The organism is Marinimicrobium agarilyticum DSM 16975, assembly GCF_000423345.1.
Classification (GTDB): domain Bacteria; phylum Pseudomonadota; class Gammaproteobacteria; order Pseudomonadales; family Cellvibrionaceae; genus Marinimicrobium; species Marinimicrobium agarilyticum.
Genome location: NZ_AUHU01000005.1, coordinates 74,967 through 97,168, shown reverse-complemented (window position 1 = coordinate 97,168; position 22,202 = coordinate 74,967). Strand labels below are relative to the sequence as shown.

Sequence of the window (22,202 nt, the reverse complement as noted above, 5' to 3'; positions counted from 1 at the left end):
CCCTACACGGATTAAGGAAGTACCTTATGGAAAACTCCGGACTCGCCATCGCCATTATCGGTATTGCCGCCCTGGTCTGTCAGTGGGCGGCCTGGCGAGCCCGCCTGCCCGCCATTCTGTTCCTGTTGCTCACCGGCCTGGCGCTGGGGCCCATCGGCGGCTGGCTGGATCCCGACGCCCTGTTCGGTGACCTGCTCTTCCCGCTGGTTTCACTGGCGGTAGCGGTGATTCTGTTTGAGGGCAGTCTTACCCTGAGCGTGCGCGAATTGGGCAGTCTGAGCACCGTGGTGCGGCGCATGATTACGGTGGCCGCGCCGGTGACCTGGGCGGTGGTCGCAGTGGCCACCCACTACCTGTTTGGCATCGGTTGGGACCTGAGCATTCTGTTTGGCGCCCTGATGGTAGTGACCGGGCCGACCGTCATCACGCCCCTGCTTCGCACGGTGCGCCCCTCCGAACGGGTCGCCAATGTGCTGCGCTGGGAGGGCATTGTGATTGATCCGGTGGGCGCCCTGCTGGTGGTAGTGGTTTACGAATTTATCGCCACCCAGGCCCAGGGCGCACCGTTCGGCCACAGTGTGCTGCTGTTTCTGGAAATCATCGTGGTGGGGCTGGCCATCGGTCTGGCCGCCGGTTACCTGCTGGGAAAAATTCTGGCCCGTCAGTGGCTGCCCGAGTACCTGCACAACTTGGCCACGCTGAGCCTGGTATTCATCGTCTTTACCGTCTGCAACCATCTGGCTCATGAGTCGGGTTTGCTCGGGGTCACCGTCATGGGGATGTGGCTGGGGAACCAGAAAGAAGTGCGGATTCACAATATTCTGAACTTCAAGGAAAACCTCACCATTTTATTTATCTCGGGGCTGTTTATTATTCTGGCCGCGCGCCTGCCCCGAGAACAGCTTCTGGGAATTTTCACCCTGGCTCCGCTGTTGTTGTTGCTGGTGATTCAGTTTGTCGCCCGGCCCCTGTCGGTGGCCCTCGCCACGCTCGGCTCCCAACTGAATTGGCGCGAGCGGGTGGTGTTGAGCTGGATTGCCCCCCGGGGCATTGTCGCCGCCGCCGTTTCAGCGTTGTTTGCCCTGCGGCTCGCCGACCAGGGCCATCCGGACGCCGAGTGGTTGTTACCCTTAACCTTTGCCGTCATTCTGGGCACCGTGGTGTTCCAGAGCGCTACCGCCCGACCGCTGGCGCGGGCGCTCAACGCCATCGAGCCCGAACCCCGCGGCGTGTTGATTCTCGGCGCCAACGCCGTGGCCCGCACTTTGGGCAAAGCCCTGAGCGAGCAAAAGTTGCCGGTGATGTTGTGTGACTCGAACTGGGACAACATCCGCACCGCGCGAATGGCGGGGCTCAGAACGTTTTATGGCAACCCCACCTCGGAGTTCGCCAACCAGCGCCTGGATTTGACGGGCATCGGCAACCTGCTGGCGCTCTCGCCGTTGCGCGAGTTGAACGTGATCGCCTGTATGCATTTTCGTGGGGAGTTCGGCCGCGAACACGTGTACACCATTCGCCATACCTCGGAAAACCACAAAGCGGAGAAGCACCAGGTATCCGATGACCTGAAAGGTGCCACGCTGTTTGCCGAGCGGGTGACCTACGCCAAGCTGGCGAGCCTGATTGGTGAAGGGGCGGAAATTCGGGTGACCAAGCTCACTGAGGAATTTACCTTTGAGGCCTTTCAGAAGCGCAAAATTCGGGGCACTTTATTGCTGTTCGAAGTGACCGAAGCCGGCAAACTGAAACCGTTTGTGGCGGGCCGGGACGCCACGCCCAAAGGCGGCTCTACCCTGCTGAGCCTGGCGCCGGCGGAGCGCTCGAGCGAGTCGGCGCCCCAAAGCGAACCCCCAGAAACGCCACCATCGCCAGAGCCACAATTACCAGACTGACCCAGAACACGGCCCCGTAGCCGAACCAGTCGGCGACCAGCGCCACCTGCAGACTGCTGAGCAGATTCCCCACATGGGTGGTGTTGGTATAGAGCGCCGAGGCGCTGCCGGAGCGGCCGGGCATCAGCGACTGAACCACCGAGACACCAAGCCCCGCCAGTACGCCGATAAAAATTGCATTGAAAATCTGCAGCGCAAACAGCTGCCAGAGCTGGCTGGAAAACAACACCCCGGCGTACAGAAGAAAACCGGCCACGCCCGCCAGCCGCACCATGGCCATCAGGTTGACCCGGGCGGCCAGCACGCCGGCCAGCAACATGACCGGCACCTCGAGCAGTGCCGCCGTGCCCATAATCCAGCCGACCCATTCGGTATCGATACCCAGGTTGTTGTCCAGGTGCAGGGGCAAGGCGATCAGGTAGGCGTTATTGACGCACCACATCAGCGAGAAGGCGATCAGGCACAACAGCAACGACTTGCGGCCAGGGCCGAGCGCGCTCTGCGGTTCAGCCGTCGCCGGCTCCTCCCGTGGTGCCTCCTGGGTCGAGCCGCTGGCGTCGGCCGCCGGTAATTTGGGCAGAAGTTTCAGGCTGGTCAGCCCCACCACGACAAACAGCGCCGCCGCCACCCAGTACATGGTGCTGAAGCCAAAATAGGAGGCGAGCAAGAAACCGGCAGGCGGGCCGGCCACCCAGGCAATGGCAATCTGTGCGCGCACGATGGCGTTGAACAGGGGGATGCGCGCGAGAGGCAACTGGCGCTCGGCATAATCCAGGCTGTAGGCCAGCATCTGGCTATAGGCCACCATGCCGAGACTGAACAGGGCCACGGCAGAGAACACTACCAGCCAGTACTCGCGGGTCAGTGCAAAAATGGCACAGGACAGCACGCCCACCAGACAGAAACCCGCCACCAGGGGGCGCCTATCGGAGAGTTTATCGGACCAGTGACCGATCCACTGGTTGTAGCCAATGCTCGCCAGTGCCAGACCGGTAAAAGGCAGGCCGACCAACAGAGGCCGAACACCCAGCTCCTTGGCGAGAAACACGCTGAACGTGGGCAGCACCAGCGCACCGACCACACCGGTGGCAAAAGACAGGAAGTAAATACCCAGAGGCACAGGGCGCAGCAGATCTCGAACCATAACAGGGTCAGCGTTGCCCGCGCCCCAACCACTGCTCCAATTGCGATTGCAGGGCTTCGTAGCGAATCGGTTTGCCGATGTGGTCATCCATACCGGCCGCCCGGCAGCGAGCTTCATCTTCGTCGGCGGTATAGGAGGTCATGGCCACGATGGGCAGGTGCCGACCGCCGTTATCCGCCTCTTCGGCGCGGATTTTTTCCGTCGCCGCCAGGCCGTCGAGCTCCGGCATGTCGCAGTCCATTAGGACCAGATCGAACTTTTCTTTTTCCAGAGCGGAGAGCGCCTCTTTGCCATTGCTGGCCATGTGTACCTGGCAACCGAGCTTGCGCAACATGCCCGAGACCACCATCTGACTCACGCGCTGGTCCTCCACCAGCAGCACCCGGCGCCCGGCCGAGATGAGCACGGCATCGTCCTCTTCCTCCGCGTTGGCCGCCTCGTGGGGCTCGTGACTCAGCAACCGATGCACCAACGTCTCGTAGAGTTTGCGGTGCATGATCGGCTTTTCGATACAGCTCACCTGGGGGTAGGCCTGCAGGTGGGTTCTGACCTCCTGACTGTCGCGCTGGAGCAGGCTCATGGCGATCACCTGGGGCAACTCGCTCAGCTCCGCGTCGCTGGCGATATCGCCGGACAGGGTCAGGCCGTCAAAACTGCTCAACTTGTTATAGATGAGCACCAGATGCGTGGCCGAATCGCCACTGGCGCCCTCACGCAACTGGCGCAGCGCCTGACTATGGCCATTGACCCGCGCCGCCCTGATGCCCCAGTTGGACAATTGATCCACCAAATCCAGCGCAACCACTTCCGGTACATCCACCAACAGCACGCGCTTGCCCCGAAGCCGCTGTTCCTGCTGGCTACCGGTTTCCTGATAGGCCAGCACGTCCAGTTGAACGTTGATGACAATCCGCTTGCCCGATTTCCGGTTGTCCACCAGGTGAACGCTGCCGCCCATGCACTCGGCCAACCCTTTACAGATCGAGAGTCCGATGCCACGCATGGGTTCATCGCCCTCGGCTTCATCGGGCTCACCGCCTTCAACGGAGCGGGTGGCATCGCTGATAATGACCTGCAGCTCACCTTCCTCTTCCTGGCCGGGGTGAAACACTGCCTCGACGAAAATCTGCTCCATACCCGATTGCTTGACGGCGTAAGTCATCAAGGTGCCGAGTATCTGCCCCAGTCGTGTCGCGTCCCCTTCCACCCGGCGTGGCAAATCACCGCTGAACAGGTAATTGAGCTCGATTCCCTGTTGGTGCGCCTCCAGGCCAAAATCCTGCACCATCTTTTCCAGCAATCGCCGCAAGTTGAAAGGTACCGACTCCAACACGAGGGACTTGGTGGTGATCTTGGAGAAGTCCACCACATTGTTGACCAGATCGAGTTGGCGCTCGGCGGCTTTGCTGGCCAGTAACAGTAATTCCCGGTGTCGGTCGGACAGCTGTTCGTCGTCCACCAATGCCAGAGTGCCCAGAATGTCGTTCAGGGAAGAGCGGAACTCCTGACCGAGGTTCACCAGAAATTCGTTTTTCAGCTCGATGGCCGCCTTGGAGCTGCGCTGTTCAAACTCCAGCCCTTTGGCCCGCTCGCGCAGGGCATGGTTGGCTTCAAGGCGCTCCCAATAGGTATTGGAGGTCACCTTGGCTTGGTGGCTGAGCATGACGTAAAAAACCAGCATGATGCTGCCGTAAAGGTAGCCATCCACATCGAGCAGAGAGATCGCGGTCAGGCCCGCTGGCACCAGGCCAATAAACAGGTAGGTCGTGAGGAAGCGCCGATACGGCGCAAAAACGTTGGCGACGCTGGAGTAGAACACCACCGAGTACAGCCACATCACCAGGGTTTCATCACGCATTCCCTGGAGCCACGTCAGGCTTACCAGAATAAAAGCCCACCAGCCGGCACCGAGAAAGGAGGCCGCAAAATACTGGTTGCGCCAGCGCGCGGGCGCACGCGAATACAGGGAGTCAAAGCGGAACAGGTAGTAGGCGCGCAGCAACGTCAGAAGCAGTAAGCCGACGATCAGGGTAATGGCCAGCGTTTGATACTGCCGAAAAAACTCGCCGAACGTCAGGCAGGAGACCGCCACTATAAAGTTCAGGACCAGACCGCGTCGGCTGTATTTGGCCACCCGGGCATCGGTATCGCGCATGATCCGCCGGTCTTTCTGAACTTTTGAGGTGGGAACAAACAACTGCAGCATGCGCGACCTTCCCGACGTTACTGTGTGTTATGGCTTCTGGGGAATCATCGCCGTTATGGATTGATGATTTCCACCAGGACGGTCTTGATCAGGAAACCGGCCAACCCGAGGCCCAGAGCCAGAAACAGGATGAAGGTGCCAAAGCGGCCGGCTTTTGAGCTCTTGGCCAGATCCCAGACGATAAACAGCATAAAGATGATCAGGCCACCAATCCCCAGTATCAGGGACCAGCTCTCGAACTGCTCAATCGACATAGCGGAACCTCTGTGGCCAATTTGCGCCGCCATTGTATAAAAAAAACGCCCTCCCCGATAGCACTCGGCACAAGGGACGCGCTACACTCAAAAGGCCTTTTTTCGGGGCGGCCGACACGCTTATGTCGGCCCGATCACAAAACCTGACGGAACGCAGGCGGTTTGGCGTCGTCAAAATGGTCGTGAGTGCCTTAATGCGCTCGGGATCCACAACAAACGTTCACAGGAGTTGATACGATGAAAACCACATTTTGGCTTGCAACGGTACTACTGGCGACTGGCGTAATGGCGGGCTGCTCTCAGGAGGAGGCCGAAAACACCACCGAAGAGGCCGCCGAGGAAACTCGGGAAGCCTGGGAGGAAACCAAGGAAACCACGAAAGAAGCCTGGGATGAAACCAAAGAAGCCTCCGGTGAGGCTTGGGAGGCCACCAAGGAAAAAGCCGACGAAGCGGGCGATGCGACCCGTGAAGCCGCCGAGAAGGCCGGCGACAAGATGCAGGAAGGTTGGGACGAAGTGAAAGAAGAGAGCCGGGAAGCCGCGGATAAAGCGCGCGAGACCATGAACGGCGAAGAGTAATACCGGCTTGCGATGGGCTCCCCTCGGGGGCCCATCCGCCCTTTCCTCAGAAGCGTAAAGGGCACCCCACTAAAAACGCGGGGTCAAGACAGTCGCGTTTTGAAATCGTCATACCCGAACTCCCGAATCACCTCCAGTTCGTCCGTGCGCGAATCCCACAGCGCAATGGCCGGCAGGGGTATGCCGTTGAAGGTGGACGTTTTCACCATGGTGTAGTGCGACATGTCGTCAAACATCAACCGCTGCCCCACCGATAGCGGCCGGTCAAAACTGTAGTCCCCCATGACATCACCCGCCAGACAGGTCATTCCACCCAGCCGATAGGTGTGTGCCTTCTCGTTCGGGTGGCCGCTTTCCAGAATATGGGCACGATAGGGCATTTCCAGCGTGTCGGGCATGTGGCAGGTGGCCGAGGTATCGAGAATCGCCTGGTCCAGTTGGTTCCAGGTAATATCCAGCACTTCCGCCACCAGTACGCCGGTATGAATCGCGACCGCTTCGCCGGGTTCGAGGTAAACCTCGACGTTGTGGCGTTCCCGAAAATCGCGCACCAGTGCAATCAGCTCGTCCACCTGATAACCGGGTTCGGTGATGTGGTGGCCGCCTCCGAAGTTGACCCATTCCATGCGCTCGAGCCAGGGGCCGAACTTCTCTTCTACCGCTTTCACGGTTCGCGCCAGGGGCGGAACGTCTTGCTCACACAGGGTGTGAAAGTGCAGGCCCGAGATGCCGTCAAGTTCGGCGGGCTCGAACCGGCTGGCGGGCACGCCCATGCGGGAGCCGGGGGCACAGGGGTCATACAGCGGCACGTCCCCTTCGGAGTGTTCGGGGTTGATGCGCAACCCGAAACGCAGCTGCGGCCGTTCTTTCTGCGCGGCCACCGCCATTTCCCGAAACCGGCGCCACTGGCTGAAGGAGTTGAACACGACGTGGTCGGAAATCTGCAGAATTTCATGAAGGTCTGATTCGCGAAACGCCGCTGAATAGGTGTGCACTTCCCCACCGTAGTATTCGCGCCCCAGGCGGGCCTCGTGCAGGCCACTGGCACAGGTGCCGGAGAGGTAACGCGCGGTCAGATCCCCCAGGCGCCAGCAGGAAAAGGCTTTGAGGGCGGCCAGCACTTTGGCGCCGCTCTCGCGCTGAACGTTGTTGAGCACCTTGAGGTTGTCCTCCACCGCCGCCACGTCTACCACAAAGCAGGGCGACGGTACGCGGGAGGGGTCAAACCGGTGGAACGCGTAGCCCATCGTTTCAGTCTTCCATGCCGGTTTTCTGGGTCACTTCTTCCACTTCCCAGGGCAGGCCGTGTTGGTTGAGTGCGTCCATAAACGGATCCGGGTCCAGTTGTTCCATGTTCCAGACGCCCTTTTCCATCCACTTGCCTTCGAGCATCATTTTGGCCCCGATCATGGCGGGTACGCCGGTGGTGTAGGAGATGGCCTGGGATTTCACTTCGGCGTAGCACGCTTCGTGGTCGCATATGTTGTAGATGTAGACGGTTTTGGGTTTGCCGTCTTTCATGCCCTGGGCCAGACAGCCGATGCAGGTTTTGCCTTTGGTGCGCGGGCCGAGGCTGGCGGGGTCCGGCAGCAGGGCTTTGAGAAACTGCAGCGGGATGATGTCTTTGCCTTCGAATTTGACCGGTTCGATGCCGGTCATGCCGACGTTCTGGAGCACTTCGAGGTGTTTGAGGTAGTTGTCGGAGAAGGTCATCCAGAACCGGGCCCGTTTGATTTCGGGGAAGTGTTTGGTAATGGATTCCAGTTCTTCGTGGTACATCAGGTAGCAGTTTTTGGGCCCGATGCCGTGGGGGAAGTCGAAGGAGCGCTTTTCGCTCAGGGGGTCGGTTTCTTTCCAGCCGCCGTTTTCCCAGTAGCGCCCTTTGGCGGTGACTTCGCGGATGTTGATTTCGGGGTTGAAGTTGGTGGCAAACGGGTGACCATGGTCGCCGGCGTTGCAGTCGATGATGTCCAGGGTGTGGATTTCATCGAGGTGGTGTTTTTTGATGTAGGCGGTGTAGACGTTGGTGACGCCGGGGTCGAAGCCGGACCCGAGCAGGGCCATTTTGCCGGCCTGGACGAATTTGTCCTGGTAGGCCCATTGCCAGCTGTATTCGAATTTGGCCTCACCGGGTGGTTCGTAGTTGGCGGTGTCGAGGTAGTGGATGCCGGCTTCGAGGCAGGCGTCCATGATGGTGAGGTCTTGGTATGGCAGTGCGACGTTGATGACGAGTTCGGGTTTTTCTTTGTTGAGCAGTGCCACGAGTTCGGGGACGTTGTCGGCGTCGACTTGGGCGGTTTTGATGGGCCGTTCGAGTTGTTCGGCGATGGCTTTGCATTTGCTTTCGGTGCGGCTGGCGAGGACGATTTCTGTGAATACGTCGGGCACTTGCGCGCATTTGTGGGTCACTACGCCGCCTACACCACCGGCGCCAATAATTAATACTTTAGCCATACCTTTTAGCTCCTATAAATACGGTGCCATTCATTGAGAACGGTCATGAGGTCAGAATACCTATGCAAGACCCGCCGTAAACCCATCCGTGGGGGCTTCTCATCGGCATCCATGCCTCAGAGAGTCTTGCATAGGTATTCTGACCTCATGACCTCCGTGCCACATTTTTGATTCGATTCATGCGTGGGGTGCTGTCGGTCCGACGTGTCGGATCGACCGCACCCAACAAAAAACGCTAATCAACGCTCGAAATACGTGTACCCACGCAAACTGTCGGTGAATGCGGCCAACATTTCCTGGCGGTCGGAGACGTTGATCCGGCCGTCGCGCACGGCTTGTTCGGCCGTTGCGCGGAATTGTTTGAACATGGCTTGTGGGTCGTATTCCACGTAGCTGAGTACGTCGGCGATGCTGTCGCCGTGGAGTTCGTGGACGAATTCCATGCCGCCTTCGTTGTTGATGCGCACGCTGGCGACGTTGGTGTCGCCGAACAGGTTGTGCAGGTCGCCCAGGGTTTCCTGGTAGGCGCCGACGAGGAAGACGCCGAGGTAGTATTCTTCTGTGTCTTTCACCGGGTGGACGGACAGGGTTTCGGTGTTGCCGTGGGGGCCGGCGAAGCGGTCGAGTTTGCCGTCGCAGTCGCAGGTGAGGTCGGCGATGATGGCCTGTCTGTTGGGTTTTTCGTTGAGCCGGTGGATGGGCATCACGGGGAAGACCTGGTCGATGGCCCAGGAGTCCGGCAGGGACTGGAAGACGCTGAAGTTGCCGTAGTAGATGTCGGCCAGTTGTTGCGGCAGGGTTTCCAGTTCGGCCGGGATGCGTTTGAGTTCGGGCAGCAGTGCGGCGATTTTCTGGAGGCCGGCCAGGTAGAGGTTTTCGCCGAAGGCGCGTTCGCGCAGGCTGATTTCGCCGCGGTGGAACATGTCCCGGATCTGGTCGCGGTAGTAGGTGACGTCGTTGTAGCTTTCTTGCAGGTTGTTGACCGCAATCACTTTGATGGCGTGCCACAGGTTGGACAGTTGCGCGTGGCTGTTTTCCGGCAGGTCGTCGGGCAAGGGGGACGGGTCGAAGTGGCCGACGTCGAGGACGTTGAACAGCAGCACTGAGGTGTGCGCGACGGTGGCTCGGCCGGATTCGGTCACGATGACGGGGTGCGCCACTTCGTGCGGGTCCAGGGCCTGTTGAATGGCCTCTACAACGTCGATGCAGTATTCCTGCACGGAGTAGTTGCGGCTGTGGCCGCTGGTGCTGCTGGTGCCGTCATAGTCGATGGCGAGGCCGCCGCCGAGGTCCATGTAGCCCAGGGGCGCGCCTTCGGCCACCAGGTCGATGTAGTAGCGGCAGGCTTCAAACACCCCGGCGCGGATGCTGCGGATGTTGGGGATCTGGGAACCGAGGTGGAAGTGCAGCAACTGAAAGCAGTGCAGCAAACCGGCTTCGCGCAGGCTGTCGACCACGTCGACCAGTTGAATGGCCGTCAAACCGAAGAGGCTGCGGTCGCCGCTGTCTTCGCTCCAGTGCCCTTCCACTTTGGTGGAGAGCTTCAGGCGCGCGCCGATCAGCGGGTCCACCCCCAGGGCTTTGCTGCGCTCGATGATGAGCGGCACTTCAGCCGGGGTTTCCAGTACGAAGAAGCATTTGAAGCCGAGCTTGCGGGCCTGCAGGCCGAGGTCGATGAACTCCGCGTCTTTGTAGCCGTTGCAGATGATCAGACTTTCCCGGTTCTGCAGGGTCGACAGCGCAATCATCAACTCGGCTTTACTGCCCGCTTCAAAGCCGTGGTTGTAGCGTTCACCAAAGCGGGCGATTTCCGCCACGATGTGGCTCTGCTGGTTGACCTTGATCGGGAAGGCGCCGCGGTAAACGCCCTGGTAGCCCGTGCTTTCGATCGCCTGGGCAAAGGATTCGTTGAGAATGCTCAGGCGGCTGTCGACCAGGTTTTCCAGGCGCAGCAGGATGGGCATCTCCAGGCCGCGCTGGTGCAGGCCCTGAGCGATGTCCATGAGCGACACCGTGGCTCCGGCCTGGCCGTTACTGGGGGAGCGAACCACCACTTCCCCCTCGGGGGAAACCCCAAAGTAACCACCTCCCCACTCTTCAATGCCGTACAGTTCGGCGGAATGGCGAGCGGACCAGGCTTGGGAATCATCAGAGTGAGTCAATGCGGCAACCTACCTCATAGCTTACGTTGGCAAGGACCGGGGAGTCCCGGGGCATGACCGGTTTGTGACGTTGGTGACAAACCGGCGCGATATAACGCAAAAGGCGCGCAATTCTGCCCAAACTTGAGCCAAAAGCAAAGACTTTTTGACTTGGGACTGGATCGCACGCCGGTAACCTTCAACCTTGCCAGACTTTCGGCGGTGGCGCAAACACCAGAGAGGTCTGTGGCCAGATGCCCCGCGCCCACCAACGGGCGGACACGACGCCCGAGATCCTGTAAACTCAGTGCCGCTAAAAGCGGATTTTGGGCCGGCAAAGCACTGCCCAACATCCGCCCCGTTCCATCCAAGCAGTACAAGGATTCCCCATGACCTGGGCACCCCACGTTACCGTCGCCACCGTGGTGGAACACGACGGGCGTTTTCTTTTTGTGTATGAAGAGTCGGACGGGCGGCAGGTCTATAACCAGCCGGCCGGGCACCTGGAGCCGGGCGAGACCCTCATAGAAGCGGCGGTACGCGAAACCCTGGAAGAGACCCGCTGGCAGGTTCGCCCCACCGCTCTGTTGGGCATAGGGCTCTACACGGCCCCGGCCAACGGCGTGACCTACTTGCGCCACACCTTCGCCGCAGAGGCGCTGGAGGAACAAACCAATCGGGCTCTGGATGAGGGCATCATCGAGCCCTGCTGGCTCAGCCGAGAGGAGCTTCTGGCACGCGAAGACCAGTGGCGCAGCCCGATGGTTCTGGAAGCGGTGGATGAATACCTGAGTGGCCAACGCTATCCGCTGGAGCTGTTCCGCCCGCATCAGTAGAATGAGACCCCATGAACATATCTGCTAAACCCCGCGTCATCGTCGGCATGTCCGGCGGCGTCGACTCTTCCGTTACCGCCCTGCTCCTGCAACAGCAGGGGTATCAGGTCGAAGGCCTGTTTATGAAAAACTGGGACGAGGACGACGGCACCGAATACTGTACGGCCAAAGCCGACCTGGCCGACGCCGAACGCGTCTGCGAGCGGCTGAGCATCAAGCTGCACACCGCCAATTTCGCCGCCGAGTACTGGGACAACGTGTTCGAGCACTTCCTGGCTGAGTACCAGGCCGGGCGCACCCCCAACCCGGACATCCTGTGTAACCGGGAGATCAAGTTCAAAGTTTTTATGGAATACGCCGAGATGCTCGGCGGAGAGCTGATCGCCACCGGCCACTACGTCCGCCGCCAGGACCGGGACGGCCGCACCTATCTGTTAAAAGGCCTGGACCCCAACAAGGACCAGAGCTACTTCCTGCACGCGGTGGGGGAAGCCGAGTTTTCCCGCAGCCTGTTTCCGTTGGGGGAAATTGAAAAGCCCGAGGTTCGGCGCATCGCCGCCGAACACGGCCTGGCCACCCACGCCAAGAAAGACAGCACCGGCATCTGCTTTATTGGCGAGCGTCGGTTCAAGGACTTCCTGCAACAGTACCTGCCCGCTCAACCGGGGGAGATACAGACTCCGGAGGGTCAGGTGATCGGTGAGCATTCGGGCCTGATGTACTACACCATCGGCCAGCGCCAGGGCCTGGGTATCGGGGGCGTGCCCGGCGCCGACGAATCCCCCTGGTTTGTCGCCGAGAAAGATCTGGAGCGAAACGTGTTGATCGCGGTCCAAGGCAACCACCCCCTGCTGTACAAAAACGGGCTGGAGGCAAGCCAGGTTCACTGGATCAACGGCGAGCCGCCGGACGAGCATTTCCGGTGCATGGCGAAAACCCGCTACCGGCAACCGGATCAGGCGTGTGAAGTCTCCGTCAATGGCGACCGGTTGAGCGTGCGGTTCGACGAGCCGCAGCGGGCCATTACCCCGGGGCAGTCCCTGGTGCTGTACGATGGGGACATCTGCCTCGGCGGCGCCGTTATCGAGCACGCCGTGTAACTTCAGACCGAAATAAGGACCCCCAAAACCCGTGACCGACAAGCTCGACAACATCTGTATTGCCCTGGCTGGCCTGTTCCAGGCCTCGGGCCTGGTGGAGCAAATCGCCAAAACCGGCTATGTGCCCAGCGACGCCTATCGCTGCTCCATAGAGAGCCTGTTCGCCATGGATCCGCCCGATACCCGTTCCGTGTACGGGCACTCGCTGGCCAATCTGACCTTCGGCCTGGAAATCCTCCAGGAAACCCTGGAGCCGGGCAACCAGCGCCACAAAGATGCGCTGCGCTACAGCCTGGGCATTCTGCACCTGCAGCGTAAGCTCAGCGCCCGCAAGGACATGATGGGTGTGCTTGGCACCCGACTCAAGCAAGCCGCGCGGCAGGCGGAACATTTCTCCACCACTCACGAGAATGTGGTCGGCAACCTCGCCGACCTGTACAAGGAAACCATCAGTACCTTCCGCTTCCGGATTCAGGTCACCGGGGACCACGACTACCTCCAGCAGGCCCGCATCGCCAATCAGGTTCGGGCCCTGCTGCTCGCCGGCATCCGCTCCGCCACCCTGTGGCGGCAGATCGGGGGTAGCCGCTGGCAGCTTTTATTCAAACGCCGCAAGATGGCAGCCACCGTCGACCGGCTGCTTCGGGAAGCCAAAGCAAACCTCCCGTAAGGCACGGTAAGCGCGAAGCGCGCCACCTGCCGTTTCAGGGGCCGGCATTGCGCCATGCCCCTGCGCCAACCCGCATTTTCCGGTACAATGCCGGCCTTTCCCCGAACCGTTTGAACCCAAGCAAGAGACTCTCATGGCTTCCCCGACCTTTGACCAACTGACGCCCCTGAACGCGGTTTCTCCCATCGATGGCCGCTACGGCAATAAAACCACTGACCTGCGCGCCATTTTCAGCGAATTCGGCCTGATCCACTGCCGCGTGGCGGTCGAAGTTCGCTGGTTACAGCGCCTGAGCGAGCACCCGGAGATTCCGGAAGTACCCACATTCAGCCCGGACACTCACAAACAGCTGGACGCCCTCGTCGCCAACTTCACCGAGTCCGACGCCGAGAAAATCAAAGAGATCGAGCGCACCACCAACCACGACGTTAAAGCCGTGGAATACTTCCTGAAAAAGCAGTTTGCCGGGAACCCGGAGCTGGAAGCGGTACTGGAGTACGTCCATTTCGCCTGCACCAGTGAAGACATCAACAACCTGTCTCACGCGCTGATGCTCAAAGCCGGCCGGGAGCAATTGCTGGCTCAAGCGACGGATATTGTCGACGCCCTCGCCAAACTGGCCCACGACTACGCCGCCGACCCCATGCTCTCGCGCACTCACGGCCAGACGGCCTCTCCCACCACGGTGGGCAAGGAGATCGCCAATGTGGTCGCGCGCCTGCGCCGTCAGGTGAAACAGATCGAACAGGTCGAGCTGCTGGGCAAAATCAACGGCGCGGTGGGCAACTACAACGCTCACCTGGCCACCTATCCGAACATCGACTGGGCCACCAACGCCAAAACCTTTGTCGAGGGACTGGGCCTTGCCTGGAACCCCTACACCACCCAGATTGAACCGCACGATTACATCGCCGAACTGTTCGACGCCATTGCCCGGTTCAACACCATCCTGATCGACTTTGATCGCGATGTCTGGGGCTACATTTCATTGGGCTACTTCAAGCAGAAAACCGTCGCGGGCGAAGTGGGCTCTTCCACCATGCCGCATAAGGTCAACCCCATCGACTTCGAAAACTCCGAGGGTAACCTGGGGTTGGCCAACGCGGTGTTCACCCACCTGGCGCAGAAACTGCCGATCTCCCGCTGGCAGCGCGACCTGACCGACTCCACCGCCCTGCGCAATATGGGTGTGGGTTTCGGCTACAGCTTGATTGCCTACGCCTCGACCATCAAAGGCATTGGCAAGCTGGAAATCAACCGCGCCCGCCTGGCGGCAGACCTGGACAACGCCTGGGAAGTGTTGGCCGAACCGATCCAGACCATTATGCGTCGGTACAACGTGGAAGAACCCTACGAGAAACTCAAGGCGCTCACCCGCGGCCAGACCATCAACCAGAAAGTATTGGATGACTTTGTCGCCGGGCTGGATATTCCCGAAGGGGCCAAGGAAGCGATTCGGGCACTGACACCGGGGAATTACATCGGCAACGCCGAAGAACAGGCAAAGAATATTTAATCATGCCTCTGACCCATCTCGGCGAGCTGCCCATCGAAGACTTCCTGCGCGACTACTGGCAAAAAAAGCCGCTGTTGATTCGCGATGCCTTCCCAAATTTCGAATCCCCCCTCGACGGGGACGAGTTGGCCGGACTGGCGCTGGAGGAAGAGATCGAGTCACGCCTGGTGCTGGAACACGGCAAGACGCCCTGGGAACTGCGCCAGGGCCCGTTCGAGGAGGAAGCCTTCGGCCAACTCCCCGAGAGCCACTGGACGCTCTTGGTTCAGGCAGTGGACCAGTGGGTGCCCGAGGTTCAGGAGCTGCTCTCCGACTTCCGTTTTCTGCCCGACTGGCGCCTGGATGACATTATGGTGAGCTACGCGACCGACCAGGGGAGCGTGGGGCCGCACTTCGATTACTACGATGTGTTTCTGCTTCAAGGGGCGGGCAAACGACGGTGGCGTATCGGCCAACACTGCGACAGCCGAAGCCCGCGCGTTGAAGGGACGCCATTGAATATTCTGAAGGACTTTTACCCGAAAGAAGAGTGGGTTCTCGGCCCCGGCGATATGCTTTATATCCCACCCGGCATCGCTCATTGGGGCACGGCGCAAGGCGATGATTGCATTACCTATTCCATCGGTTTTCGCGCCCCCAGCGTGGCGGACATTTTTACCGAACTGAGCCAGGATATTGCCAGCCGACTGACCAACGACCAGCGCTACCGGGACCCGGCAGAGCCCCTCGGAGCGACCCCGGGGGAAATTCCTCCACAAACCCTGGAGACCCTGCGTTCACTGGTTCAGGAACAACTGACCGATTCGGCACTCGCTGACTGGTTCGGCCGCTATATGACCCTACCCAAGTATCCCGAGCTGGAACCGGAAGAAGGCGAAGGCGGGCGATGGCAGGACTTTGAACAGCTCGAGCGCCATCCGACGAGCCGCTTTGCCTACACCGCAGACGCAAGCGAAGCGCGCTTTTACGTGGATGGTGAGCAGTACCTCTGCTCCTTGAGTCTGGCGCAGTGTTTGTGTGAAGACTCTGTGCAATCGGTGGCGCGACTCAAGACTGCCGTGCGGGATGAACAGGACCATCGGCTGATGGCCCAGTTGGTGGAGAACGGCAAACTCTGGGGCTAAATCCCGCCGAGCTGACTGCCGATTTTTGCCGTGGCGGCCCGGAGCCGCTCGATCACCTCCTCCATGGGACAGGGCAGCGGCTTGCACTGAATGAACGGCACAATCAACCCGGCAATGGGCCCTTCCCGGCCAAAAACCGGACACACCAGATCCGTCACGCCGTCCACAAAATCACTGGGGCGGCACACGTAACCCTGGGCCACGGCTTCCTCCGAGTCTTTCAGAAACCGATCCAACCGTTTTTTCTCATCCGGTCCCGCCAGTTGTGGCAACCATGCGGCCTTTTCGGCCTCGGAACGCATGCCATAGAGGAGCAACCCGGAGGCGGCGTCGATCACTCGTCGCCGATAGCCCAGGCGAACCGCGAAACCCAAATCCCGCGGGCTCTCAATTCGGGCCACGACCACCACCTGTCCACCGGAGGGCACCACCATATGACAGGACTGCCCCACCGTCTGCGCCAACTCTTTCATGACGGGCAACGCCACATCCAGGAGCGTGCGAGTGGGCGCCTGGGCCATGCCCAAAGCAAACAGGTGATTGGTCAGCTCATAACCTTCCCCGTCGTCGGATTGGGCGATGTAGCCCCGATACTCGAGGGTTAACACCATTCGGAAGAGTTCACTGACCGAACGGCCCAGGCGCGAGGCAATCTGGGAAGTGGTCATGGGCACGCCTTCTTTGGCCAGCAACTCCAGAATATCGAGGCCTTTTTCCAGCGCGGGCGCGCGATACTTGCGCTCGGCGTCGTCGGTCGGACCCACGTCCGCCTTTTCAGGGGAGACAGCTGACTTCGGCATGGTTGCTCCTTTTAGCGTTATCAGTCACAGCAGATTACCACAGAAGTTTTATATGTGAAATTGGCGATGGCGCCCGGACCCACATCAGTCGTCAAGGCCCTTGCGTCGTGCCTGTGATCCGGTCCTCCATGAATACGTATGCACGGGCCGACCCGATCTTTTGCATACGTATTCATATTGTGCCGGGTGCCCCGGAAGGTATCCCATGACCACCGTGGCAAACACATTCAATAACAGCCACGGCAGTATTTCCCAACCTCCCCACTTGCGCGGTCTGGCAAGTAACGGCCAGTTCATCGGCCGGACAACAACATAAATTCACAGACAATCCGAGAACGGAGGTTACATGCATAACCACAACAACGCCTCAACCCCCCAATGGCGTCAATGCCTGGTTGGAGCCCTGGGCCTGCTGGCCCTCAGCGGCGCCCCGGCGATGGCCCAACCCTCACCGGGCGATACCTTTGTCCACCTGTTTGAGTGGCGCTGGAGTGATATCGCCACTGAGTGCGAACAGCACCTCGGCCCCAAAGGCTACGCCGGCATTCAAGTCTCACCCCCGCAGGAACATATCCAGGGCGGTGCCTGGTGGACGCGCTATCAGCCCGTCAGTTTCAGTATCGACAACAGCCGCAGTGGCACCCGCGCGGAGTTTGTCGATATGGTGAACCGCTGTAACGCCGCCGGCGTGGACATCTACGTGGACGCGGTCATCAACCATATGGCCGCTGGTGCGGGAACGGGTACCAACGGTAGCAACTACTCCGCCGGCAGCAGTTACCCGCGGTTTTCCAGCTACGACTTCCACCCCGCCTGCGACATCAATGGCAGTGATTATGCCAATGACGCCTGGCGCGTTCGCCACTGCCGCCTCGTGGGCCTGCCGGATCTGGATACCGGCGCGAGTTACGTGCGGCAGGAATTGATCAACTACCTGAACGATATGGTCAGTATCGGCGTTAAAGGCTTTCGCATCGACGCCTCCAAACATATGTCACCCACCGACATCAACGCCATCACCAATCAGGTGAACGGTAACCCCTATATTTTTCAGGAAGTCATCGATCTGGGCGGCGAAGCCGTCAGCGCCTACGAGTATTTGAACGGCGGCGATGTCACCGAGTTCAAATACAGCGCTGAGTTGGGCAACCAGTTCAAAAACGGCCAATTGAGCTATCTGTCGAGCTTCGGTGAAGCCTGGGGTTTTCTGGACGATCAGTCCGCTGTGGTGTTTACCGACAACCACGACAACCAGCGCGGGCACGGGGCCGGCGGCAGCAACGTGCTCACCTACAAAGACGGCTCGCTTTACGATCTGGCCAACGTCTTTATGCTGGCCTGGCCCTATGGTTACCCGAAAGTCATGTCCAGTTTCGACTTCAGCGACACCGACGCGGGCCCACCCAGTGCCCCCGTACACAACAACGGTAACCTGAACTGCTATGGCTCGGACTGGAAGTGTGAGCACCGCTGGCGCCCCATTGCCAACATGGTCGCATTCCGCAGCGCCACTGCCGGGCACGGCGTCAACAACTGGTGGGACAATGGCGGCAACCAGATCGCTTTCGGCAGAGGCAGCGCAGGCTTTGTGGTTATTAACCGCGAGGGCTATGCATTGACTCAGACCTTCAACACCGCCCTGCCGGAAGGGGAATACTGCAATGTGATTGACGGCGACTTCAGCGCGGGAACCTGCTCCGGTGAAACCGTCTGGGTCAACAACCAAGGGCAAGTGAATGTCAGCGTTGCCGCCATGAGCGCAATGGCAATCCATATCAACGCTCGCGTCGGTGAAGGCCAGACACCACCCACTTCTGACAGCACCTACGTCTGCTACGACAATGCCAACGGCTACAACAACCCTCATATGTACTACTGGAGCCCGTCACCCAGCGGGGCACTGGGCTCAGTCAACTGGCCTGGCGTGGCGCTGACCAACAACGGTGGCTACTTCTGTTTCGATACCGGCGCGGACCTGACGTCATTGAATATTGTTTTCAATGACAATGGCGGCGCACAGACGGCCGACCTCACCATGAACGGTGGTAACACCTGCTATCAAGGCGGGCAATGGACCACTCTGGCCAATTGCGGTGTCAGCGCACCCTAACCCTCTTAGGAAGGGGCACCGTCCGGTGCCCCTGATCACAGCCCCAACCCAAGGCTCTTTCCCCTGCCCTTTCCCCTGCCCGGCCCCTGCCCCGCAACTTGTGATTCCCGCAAGACCTGAGTAAACTCTTGTAGTTCAAATGACTACAACGTGACCGAGAGCACACTTTCGCTCATAACCCACAAGCCTTCGGGGACTTTTTAATGACCATTCCCAAAATACCCTACCGATTTTCGACGCTGGCCACGGCATTGCTTACCGTCGCCTTGACTGCCTGCGGCAGCGACTCCGACAATGGCGGCGGCGCATCGAGCCAGAGCAGCCAATCCAGTGAGAATGCCAGTTCAAGCAGCACCAGTGCCAGCAGCCAGACAAGCGCGAGCAGTGAGGCCAGCACCTCCAGTGAAGCCTCCTCCTCAAGCAGTGCCAGCTCCGAGGGCCCCATCTCGATCGAGCCGGACTTTCAGCTTTCCCTCCTTGCCGACTTCCCGGTGGGGGTTGCCGTATCGGCGGCCTCTGAGCCCTACACCATCTTTGGTAATAACGCTCAGCCGCGCCGGGATGTGATTGTCGAGCACTTCAGCCAGCTCACCGCCGGCAACATCATGAAGATGAGCTACCTGCACCCGGAAGAAGACCGCTACACCTTTGACGACGCGGATGAGCTCGTAAACTTCGCTCAAACCAATGGTATGAGCGTGCACGGCCACGCTCTGGTATGGCACCCTGATTATCAAGTACCGAACTTCATGAATGGTTACGAAGGCGACTGGGAAGCCATGCTCACCGACCACGTCACCACCATCGTCAATCATTTCGGCGATACCGTGGTCAGTTGGGATGTGGTCAACGAAGCGGTAGACACCTACTCCAGCAACCCGAGCGACGGCTGGCGCCACTCAGTGTTCTACAACTATGAACCGCCCGCCGAAGGCGAGGTGCCGCCGTACATTGAAGTGGCCTTCCAGGCTGCCCATGATGCCAAGCCGGAACTGGACCTTTACTACAACGATTACGACAACACCGCCAACGCAGACCGGCTGGCAAAAACGCTGGAGATTGCTGATCACCTCGATGACAAAGGCATCATCGACGGCGTCGGCTTCCAGATGCACGTTTATATGGGCTACCCTTCCCTCGACGCCTTCAGGAATGCCTTTCAGGAGGTAGTCGATCGGGGACTGAAGGTCAAAGTCACCGAGCTGGATGTGGCCGTGGTCAACCCCTATGGCGGTGGCGAGCCCCCTCCCCAACCTGACTATGACATGGAGCTGGCTACCGCCCAGAAAGTGCGTTTCTGCGAAATCGCCGAAGTCTATCTGGAGACCGTTCCGGCGGAGCTGCGCGGTGGCTTTACCGTCTGGGGTCTGACCGACGATGAAAGCTGGTTGATGAACCAGTTCGAGAACGCCACCGGCGCGGAGTACGACGACGTCTGGCCGCTGCTGTTCAATGCGGACCTGTCCGCCAAACCCGCCCTGCAGGGGGTCGCGGACGCCTTCAACGGCGAACCCTGCTCAGCGGAATAACCCGCCAACCCGCCGCGCCCGCACCCCAGGCGCGGCGGGTCAACTGTGACCCTCTCCACAGAAACACCGCCCCAAACGCACCACTTTCCGCTTCCTTCGCAAAGTGGGAAGGCTCGTTCCCCGCTGCATGTTTTCCTAGTCTCGCTGTAACTCGGTCGTTCAACAAAAACCATTCGACAAGCGAGGACAATAACAATGGCTTTTCAACGTTTTTCTCTACAGTGGGCATTCATCTTACTGGCATGCATTGCCACTATCGGCGCTCAGGCGCAATCCGGTAATCTTGCACTCAACGGTAGCGCCTCGGCCAGCACGCAGGACCTGGCCGCCAGCAATGCCATAGACGGCAACATGAACACGCGGTGGGCCTCGGCGGCACAAACCGACCCCTCTCACATTACCGTTGATTTGGGACAGTCCTACAATCTCTCCAGCGTGATCATTCACTGGGAAGCGGCCAACGCCGACACCTACGAGGTTCAGGGCTCCAACGACAACGCCAACTGGACCACCCTCGCCACCCGCAGCGGCGGCGCTTTTGGGGATCGTACCGACACGGTGAACGTTTCCGGGCAATATCGCTTTGTGCGCATGTACGGCATCAGCCGAAGCGCCGGTAACTCCTGGGGTTATTCGATCTGGGAGATGGAAGTCTACGGCCAGGGCGGTGGCAGCGACCTCACCCTGCAGGCGGAAGACTATACCAACGCCTACGACACCACCGCCGGCAACAACGGTGGCGCCTATCGCAATGGTGATGTGGACATTGAAGCCACCACTGACACCAACGGTGGCCACAACGTCGGCTGGATCGCCCCCGGCGAATGGCTCGAGTACACCGTCACGTTGGACGCCGACACTTACACCGTGAGCTCCCGCGTCGCCTCGGATGTCGGCGGCGGACAGTTCACTATTGACCTCAACGGCTCAGAAATTGTTGGCACCCAGAACGTCGACTACACCGGCGGCTGGCAGTCCTGGACCACTCTTACCTCCTGGCCCATCGCATTGCCCGCCGGACAACATACGGTACGAGTGAATGTGCAAAGCGGTGATTTCAATCTGAACTGGATTCGGTTCACTCCCGAGGACGGCTCCGGCACCCCGGACGAGCAACTGGTCTGGAACGACGAATTCGACACCCTCAACAGCAACCACTGGACCTTTGAAACCGGTGGCGGTGGCTGGGGCAATCAGGAGCTGCAGTATTACACCGGAGGCGACAACGCCTACATTCAGTACGACACCCAAGCGGGCAGCAACGTGGTCGTGCTTGAAGCACGCCAGGACAACCCTCAGGGTTACAACTGCTGGTACGGCTATTGCGAATATACCTCCACCCGCATGATTTCCCGCAACAAGCAGGCATTCACCTACGGCCGAATAGAAGCGCATATCAAGCTGCCACAAACCCAGGGTATCTGGCCCGCCTTCTGGATGCTGGGCAATGATCTGGGCAGCGTCGGCTGGCCTCAGAGCGGGGAAATCGACATCATGGAACACGTCGGCTACGAGCCCAACCTCACTCACGGCGCCCTGCACGGCCCGGGTTACTCCGGCAATACGCCCATCAGCGGCACGCACGACTTGGGGGAACGCGCCGACGCCAACTATCACGTCTACGCGGTGGAGTGGGATGAAGACAGCGTCGACTGGTACGTGGATGATGTGAACTTCTACAGCATCACCCGCGCCGAGGTGGAGCAGTACGGCGAATGGGTATACGACCATCCGTTCTTCCTGCTATTGAACGTCGCCGTCGGCGGTACCTGGCCGGGCGAACCCGACGCCAGCAGCAGCTTCCCTCAGCGGATGTATGTGGATTATGTGCGGGTGTATCAGTAGAA

Annotated in this window: 17 protein-coding genes; 10 read left to right on the top strand and 7 right to left on the bottom strand. The window is 59.8% G+C overall.

Going from position 1 to position 22,202, the window contains the following annotated elements; all coding sequences use genetic code 11:
• Positions 1-26 precede the first annotated feature (26 nt).
• The gene (locus G547_RS20330; RefSeq protein WP_051234907.1) at positions 27-1,892 is read left to right on the top strand and encodes a cation:proton antiporter; all 1,866 of its coding nucleotides are present in this window, start codon (positions 27-29) and stop codon (positions 1,890-1,892) included.
• Here G547_RS20330 and G547_RS20325 read toward each other — a convergent pair.
• The 3 genes from G547_RS20325 to G547_RS0105630 are packed head-to-tail and all read right to left on the bottom strand — an operon-like array spanning position 1,789 to position 5,496.
• Positions 1,789-3,036 (bottom strand): sugar efflux transporter, encoded by a 1,248-nt coding sequence (locus G547_RS20325; RefSeq protein ID WP_051234905.1) that lies wholly within the window; start codon positions 3,034-3,036, stop codon positions 1,789-1,791. The two genes, G547_RS20330 and G547_RS20325, sit on opposite strands and share 104 nt — an antisense overlap.
• A gap of 7 nt (positions 3,037-3,043) precedes the next feature.
• On the bottom strand, positions 3,044-5,242 hold the full coding sequence (locus tag G547_RS0105635) for a response regulator (RefSeq protein WP_027328999.1): 2,199 nt from the start codon (positions 5,240-5,242) through the stop codon (positions 3,044-3,046).
• Positions 5,243-5,295: 53 nt separating this feature from the next.
• Complete coding sequence (locus tag G547_RS0105630; protein WP_027328998.1) at positions 5,296-5,496, bottom strand: DUF2788 domain-containing protein; 201 nt, start codon at positions 5,494-5,496, stop codon at positions 5,296-5,298.
• A 237-nt stretch (positions 5,497-5,733) separates the two neighbouring features.
• Between G547_RS0105630 and G547_RS20320 the strand changes: the two genes are divergently transcribed.
• Complete coding sequence (locus G547_RS20320) at positions 5,734-6,075, top strand: hypothetical protein (protein ID WP_051234903.1); 342 nt, start codon at positions 5,734-5,736, stop codon at positions 6,073-6,075.
• 83 nt (positions 6,076-6,158) lie between these two features.
• Here G547_RS20320 and nspC read toward each other — a convergent pair whose 3' ends face one another.
• The 3 genes from nspC to speA form a co-directional block, all read right to left on the bottom strand.
• The gene (gene nspC / locus G547_RS0105620; protein ID WP_027328997.1) at positions 6,159-7,322 is read right to left on the bottom strand and encodes a carboxynorspermidine decarboxylase; all 1,164 of its coding nucleotides are present in this window, start codon (positions 7,320-7,322) and stop codon (positions 6,159-6,161) included.
• A 4-nt stretch (positions 7,323-7,326) separates the two neighbouring features.
• Entirely contained in the window at positions 7,327-8,529 is a 1,203-nt protein-coding gene (locus tag G547_RS0105615; RefSeq protein ID WP_027328996.1) for a saccharopine dehydrogenase family protein, read from the bottom strand.
• A gap of 239 nt (positions 8,530-8,768) precedes the next feature.
• Complete coding sequence (gene speA / locus G547_RS0105610) at positions 8,769-10,691, bottom strand: biosynthetic arginine decarboxylase (protein ID WP_027328995.1); 1,923 nt, start codon at positions 10,689-10,691, stop codon at positions 8,769-8,771.
• A gap of 368 nt (positions 10,692-11,059) precedes the next feature.
• Between speA and G547_RS0105605 the strand changes: the two genes are divergently transcribed.
• The 5 genes from G547_RS0105605 (at position 11,060) to G547_RS0105585 (ending at position 15,916) form a co-directional block, all read left to right on the top strand.
• Positions 11,060-11,506: an NUDIX hydrolase gene (locus G547_RS0105605; RefSeq protein ID WP_027328994.1), complete on the top strand. Its 447-nt coding sequence runs from the start codon at positions 11,060-11,062 to the stop codon at positions 11,504-11,506.
• An 11-nt stretch (positions 11,507-11,517) separates the two neighbouring features.
• Complete coding sequence (mnmA, locus tag G547_RS0105600) at positions 11,518-12,606, top strand: tRNA 2-thiouridine(34) synthase MnmA (RefSeq protein WP_027328993.1); 1,089 nt, start codon at positions 11,518-11,520, stop codon at positions 12,604-12,606.
• A 31-nt stretch (positions 12,607-12,637) separates the two neighbouring features.
• The gene (gene hflD, locus G547_RS0105595; RefSeq protein ID WP_027328992.1) at positions 12,638-13,276 is read left to right on the top strand and encodes a high frequency lysogenization protein HflD; all 639 of its coding nucleotides are present in this window, start codon (positions 12,638-12,640) and stop codon (positions 13,274-13,276) included.
• Between the two features lie 133 nt (positions 13,277-13,409).
• Complete coding sequence (gene purB, locus G547_RS0105590) at positions 13,410-14,792, top strand: adenylosuccinate lyase (RefSeq protein WP_027328991.1); 1,383 nt, start codon at positions 13,410-13,412, stop codon at positions 14,790-14,792.
• Between the two features lie 2 nt (positions 14,793-14,794).
• Positions 14,795-15,916 (top strand): cupin domain-containing protein, encoded by a 1,122-nt coding sequence (locus G547_RS0105585; RefSeq protein ID WP_027328990.1) that lies wholly within the window; start codon positions 14,795-14,797, stop codon positions 15,914-15,916.
• On the opposite strand, the gene G547_RS0105580 is transcribed toward G547_RS0105585, so the two are convergent.
• Positions 15,913-16,716, bottom strand: coding sequence for an IclR family transcriptional regulator (locus G547_RS0105580; RefSeq protein WP_051234901.1), 804 nt, complete (start codon positions 16,714-16,716; stop codon positions 15,913-15,915). The genes G547_RS0105585 and G547_RS0105580 overlap by 4 nt on opposite strands.
• A gap of 346 nt (positions 16,717-17,062) precedes the next feature.
• Here G547_RS0105580 and G547_RS20315 point away from each other — a divergent pair, with 346 nt between their 5' ends.
• The 3 genes from G547_RS20315 to G547_RS20300 all read left to right on the top strand — a co-directional run bounded on the left by G547_RS20315 (position 17,063) and on the right by G547_RS20300 (position 22,200).
• Entirely contained in the window at positions 17,063-18,826 is a 1,764-nt protein-coding gene (locus G547_RS20315; protein ID WP_051234899.1) for a starch-binding protein, read from the top strand.
• 203 nt (positions 18,827-19,029) lie between these two features.
• A complete protein-coding gene (locus G547_RS20305) occupies positions 19,030-20,355 on the top strand; it encodes an endo-1,4-beta-xylanase (RefSeq protein WP_084645711.1) in 1,326 nt (441 codons plus the stop codon).
• A 195-nt stretch (positions 20,356-20,550) separates the two neighbouring features.
• On the top strand, positions 20,551-22,200 hold the full coding sequence (locus G547_RS20300) for a family 16 glycosylhydrolase (protein ID WP_051234896.1): 1,650 nt from the start codon (positions 20,551-20,553) through the stop codon (positions 22,198-22,200).
• Positions 22,201-22,202 lie beyond the last annotated feature (2 nt).

What these genes read in the sequence shown, in the direction of transcription:
- G547_RS20330 (WP_051234907.1), top strand. Translation starts at nt 27, where the DNA reads ATGGAAAACTCCGGACTCGCCATCGCCATTATCGGTATTGCCGCCCTG.
- G547_RS20325 (WP_051234905.1), bottom strand. Translation starts at nt 3,036, where the DNA reads ATGGTTCGAGATCTGCTGCGCCCTGTGCCTCTGGGTATTTACTTCCTG.
- G547_RS0105635 (WP_027328999.1), bottom strand. Translation starts at nt 5,242, where the DNA reads ATGCTGCAGTTGTTTGTTCCCACCTCAAAAGTTCAGAAAGACCGGCGG.
- G547_RS0105630 (WP_027328998.1), bottom strand. Translation starts at nt 5,496, where the DNA reads ATGTCGATTGAGCAGTTCGAGAGCTGGTCCCTGATACTGGGGATTGGT.
- G547_RS20320 (WP_051234903.1), top strand. Translation starts at nt 5,734, where the DNA reads ATGAAAACCACATTTTGGCTTGCAACGGTACTACTGGCGACTGGCGTA.
- nspC (WP_027328997.1), bottom strand. Translation starts at nt 7,322, where the DNA reads ATGGGCTACGCGTTCCACCGGTTTGACCCCTCCCGCGTACCGTCGCCC.
- G547_RS0105615 (WP_027328996.1), bottom strand. Translation starts at nt 8,529, where the DNA reads ATGGCTAAAGTATTAATTATTGGCGCCGGTGGTGTAGGCGGCGTAGTG.
- G547_RS0105605 (WP_027328994.1), top strand. Translation starts at nt 11,060, where the DNA reads ATGACCTGGGCACCCCACGTTACCGTCGCCACCGTGGTGGAACACGAC.
- mnmA (WP_027328993.1), top strand. Translation starts at nt 11,518, where the DNA reads ATGAACATATCTGCTAAACCCCGCGTCATCGTCGGCATGTCCGGCGGC.
- purB (WP_027328991.1), top strand. Translation starts at nt 13,410, where the DNA reads ATGGCTTCCCCGACCTTTGACCAACTGACGCCCCTGAACGCGGTTTCT.
- G547_RS0105585 (WP_027328990.1), top strand. Translation starts at nt 14,795, where the DNA reads ATGCCTCTGACCCATCTCGGCGAGCTGCCCATCGAAGACTTCCTGCGC.
- G547_RS0105580 (WP_051234901.1), bottom strand. Translation starts at nt 16,716, where the DNA reads ATGCCGAAGTCAGCTGTCTCCCCTGAAAAGGCGGACGTGGGTCCGACC.
- G547_RS20315 (WP_051234899.1), top strand. Translation starts at nt 17,063, where the DNA reads ATGCATAACCACAACAACGCCTCAACCCCCCAATGGCGTCAATGCCTG.
- G547_RS20305 (WP_084645711.1), top strand. Translation starts at nt 19,030, where the DNA reads ATGACCATTCCCAAAATACCCTACCGATTTTCGACGCTGGCCACGGCA.
- G547_RS20300 (WP_051234896.1), top strand. Translation starts at nt 20,551, where the DNA reads ATGGCTTTTCAACGTTTTTCTCTACAGTGGGCATTCATCTTACTGGCA.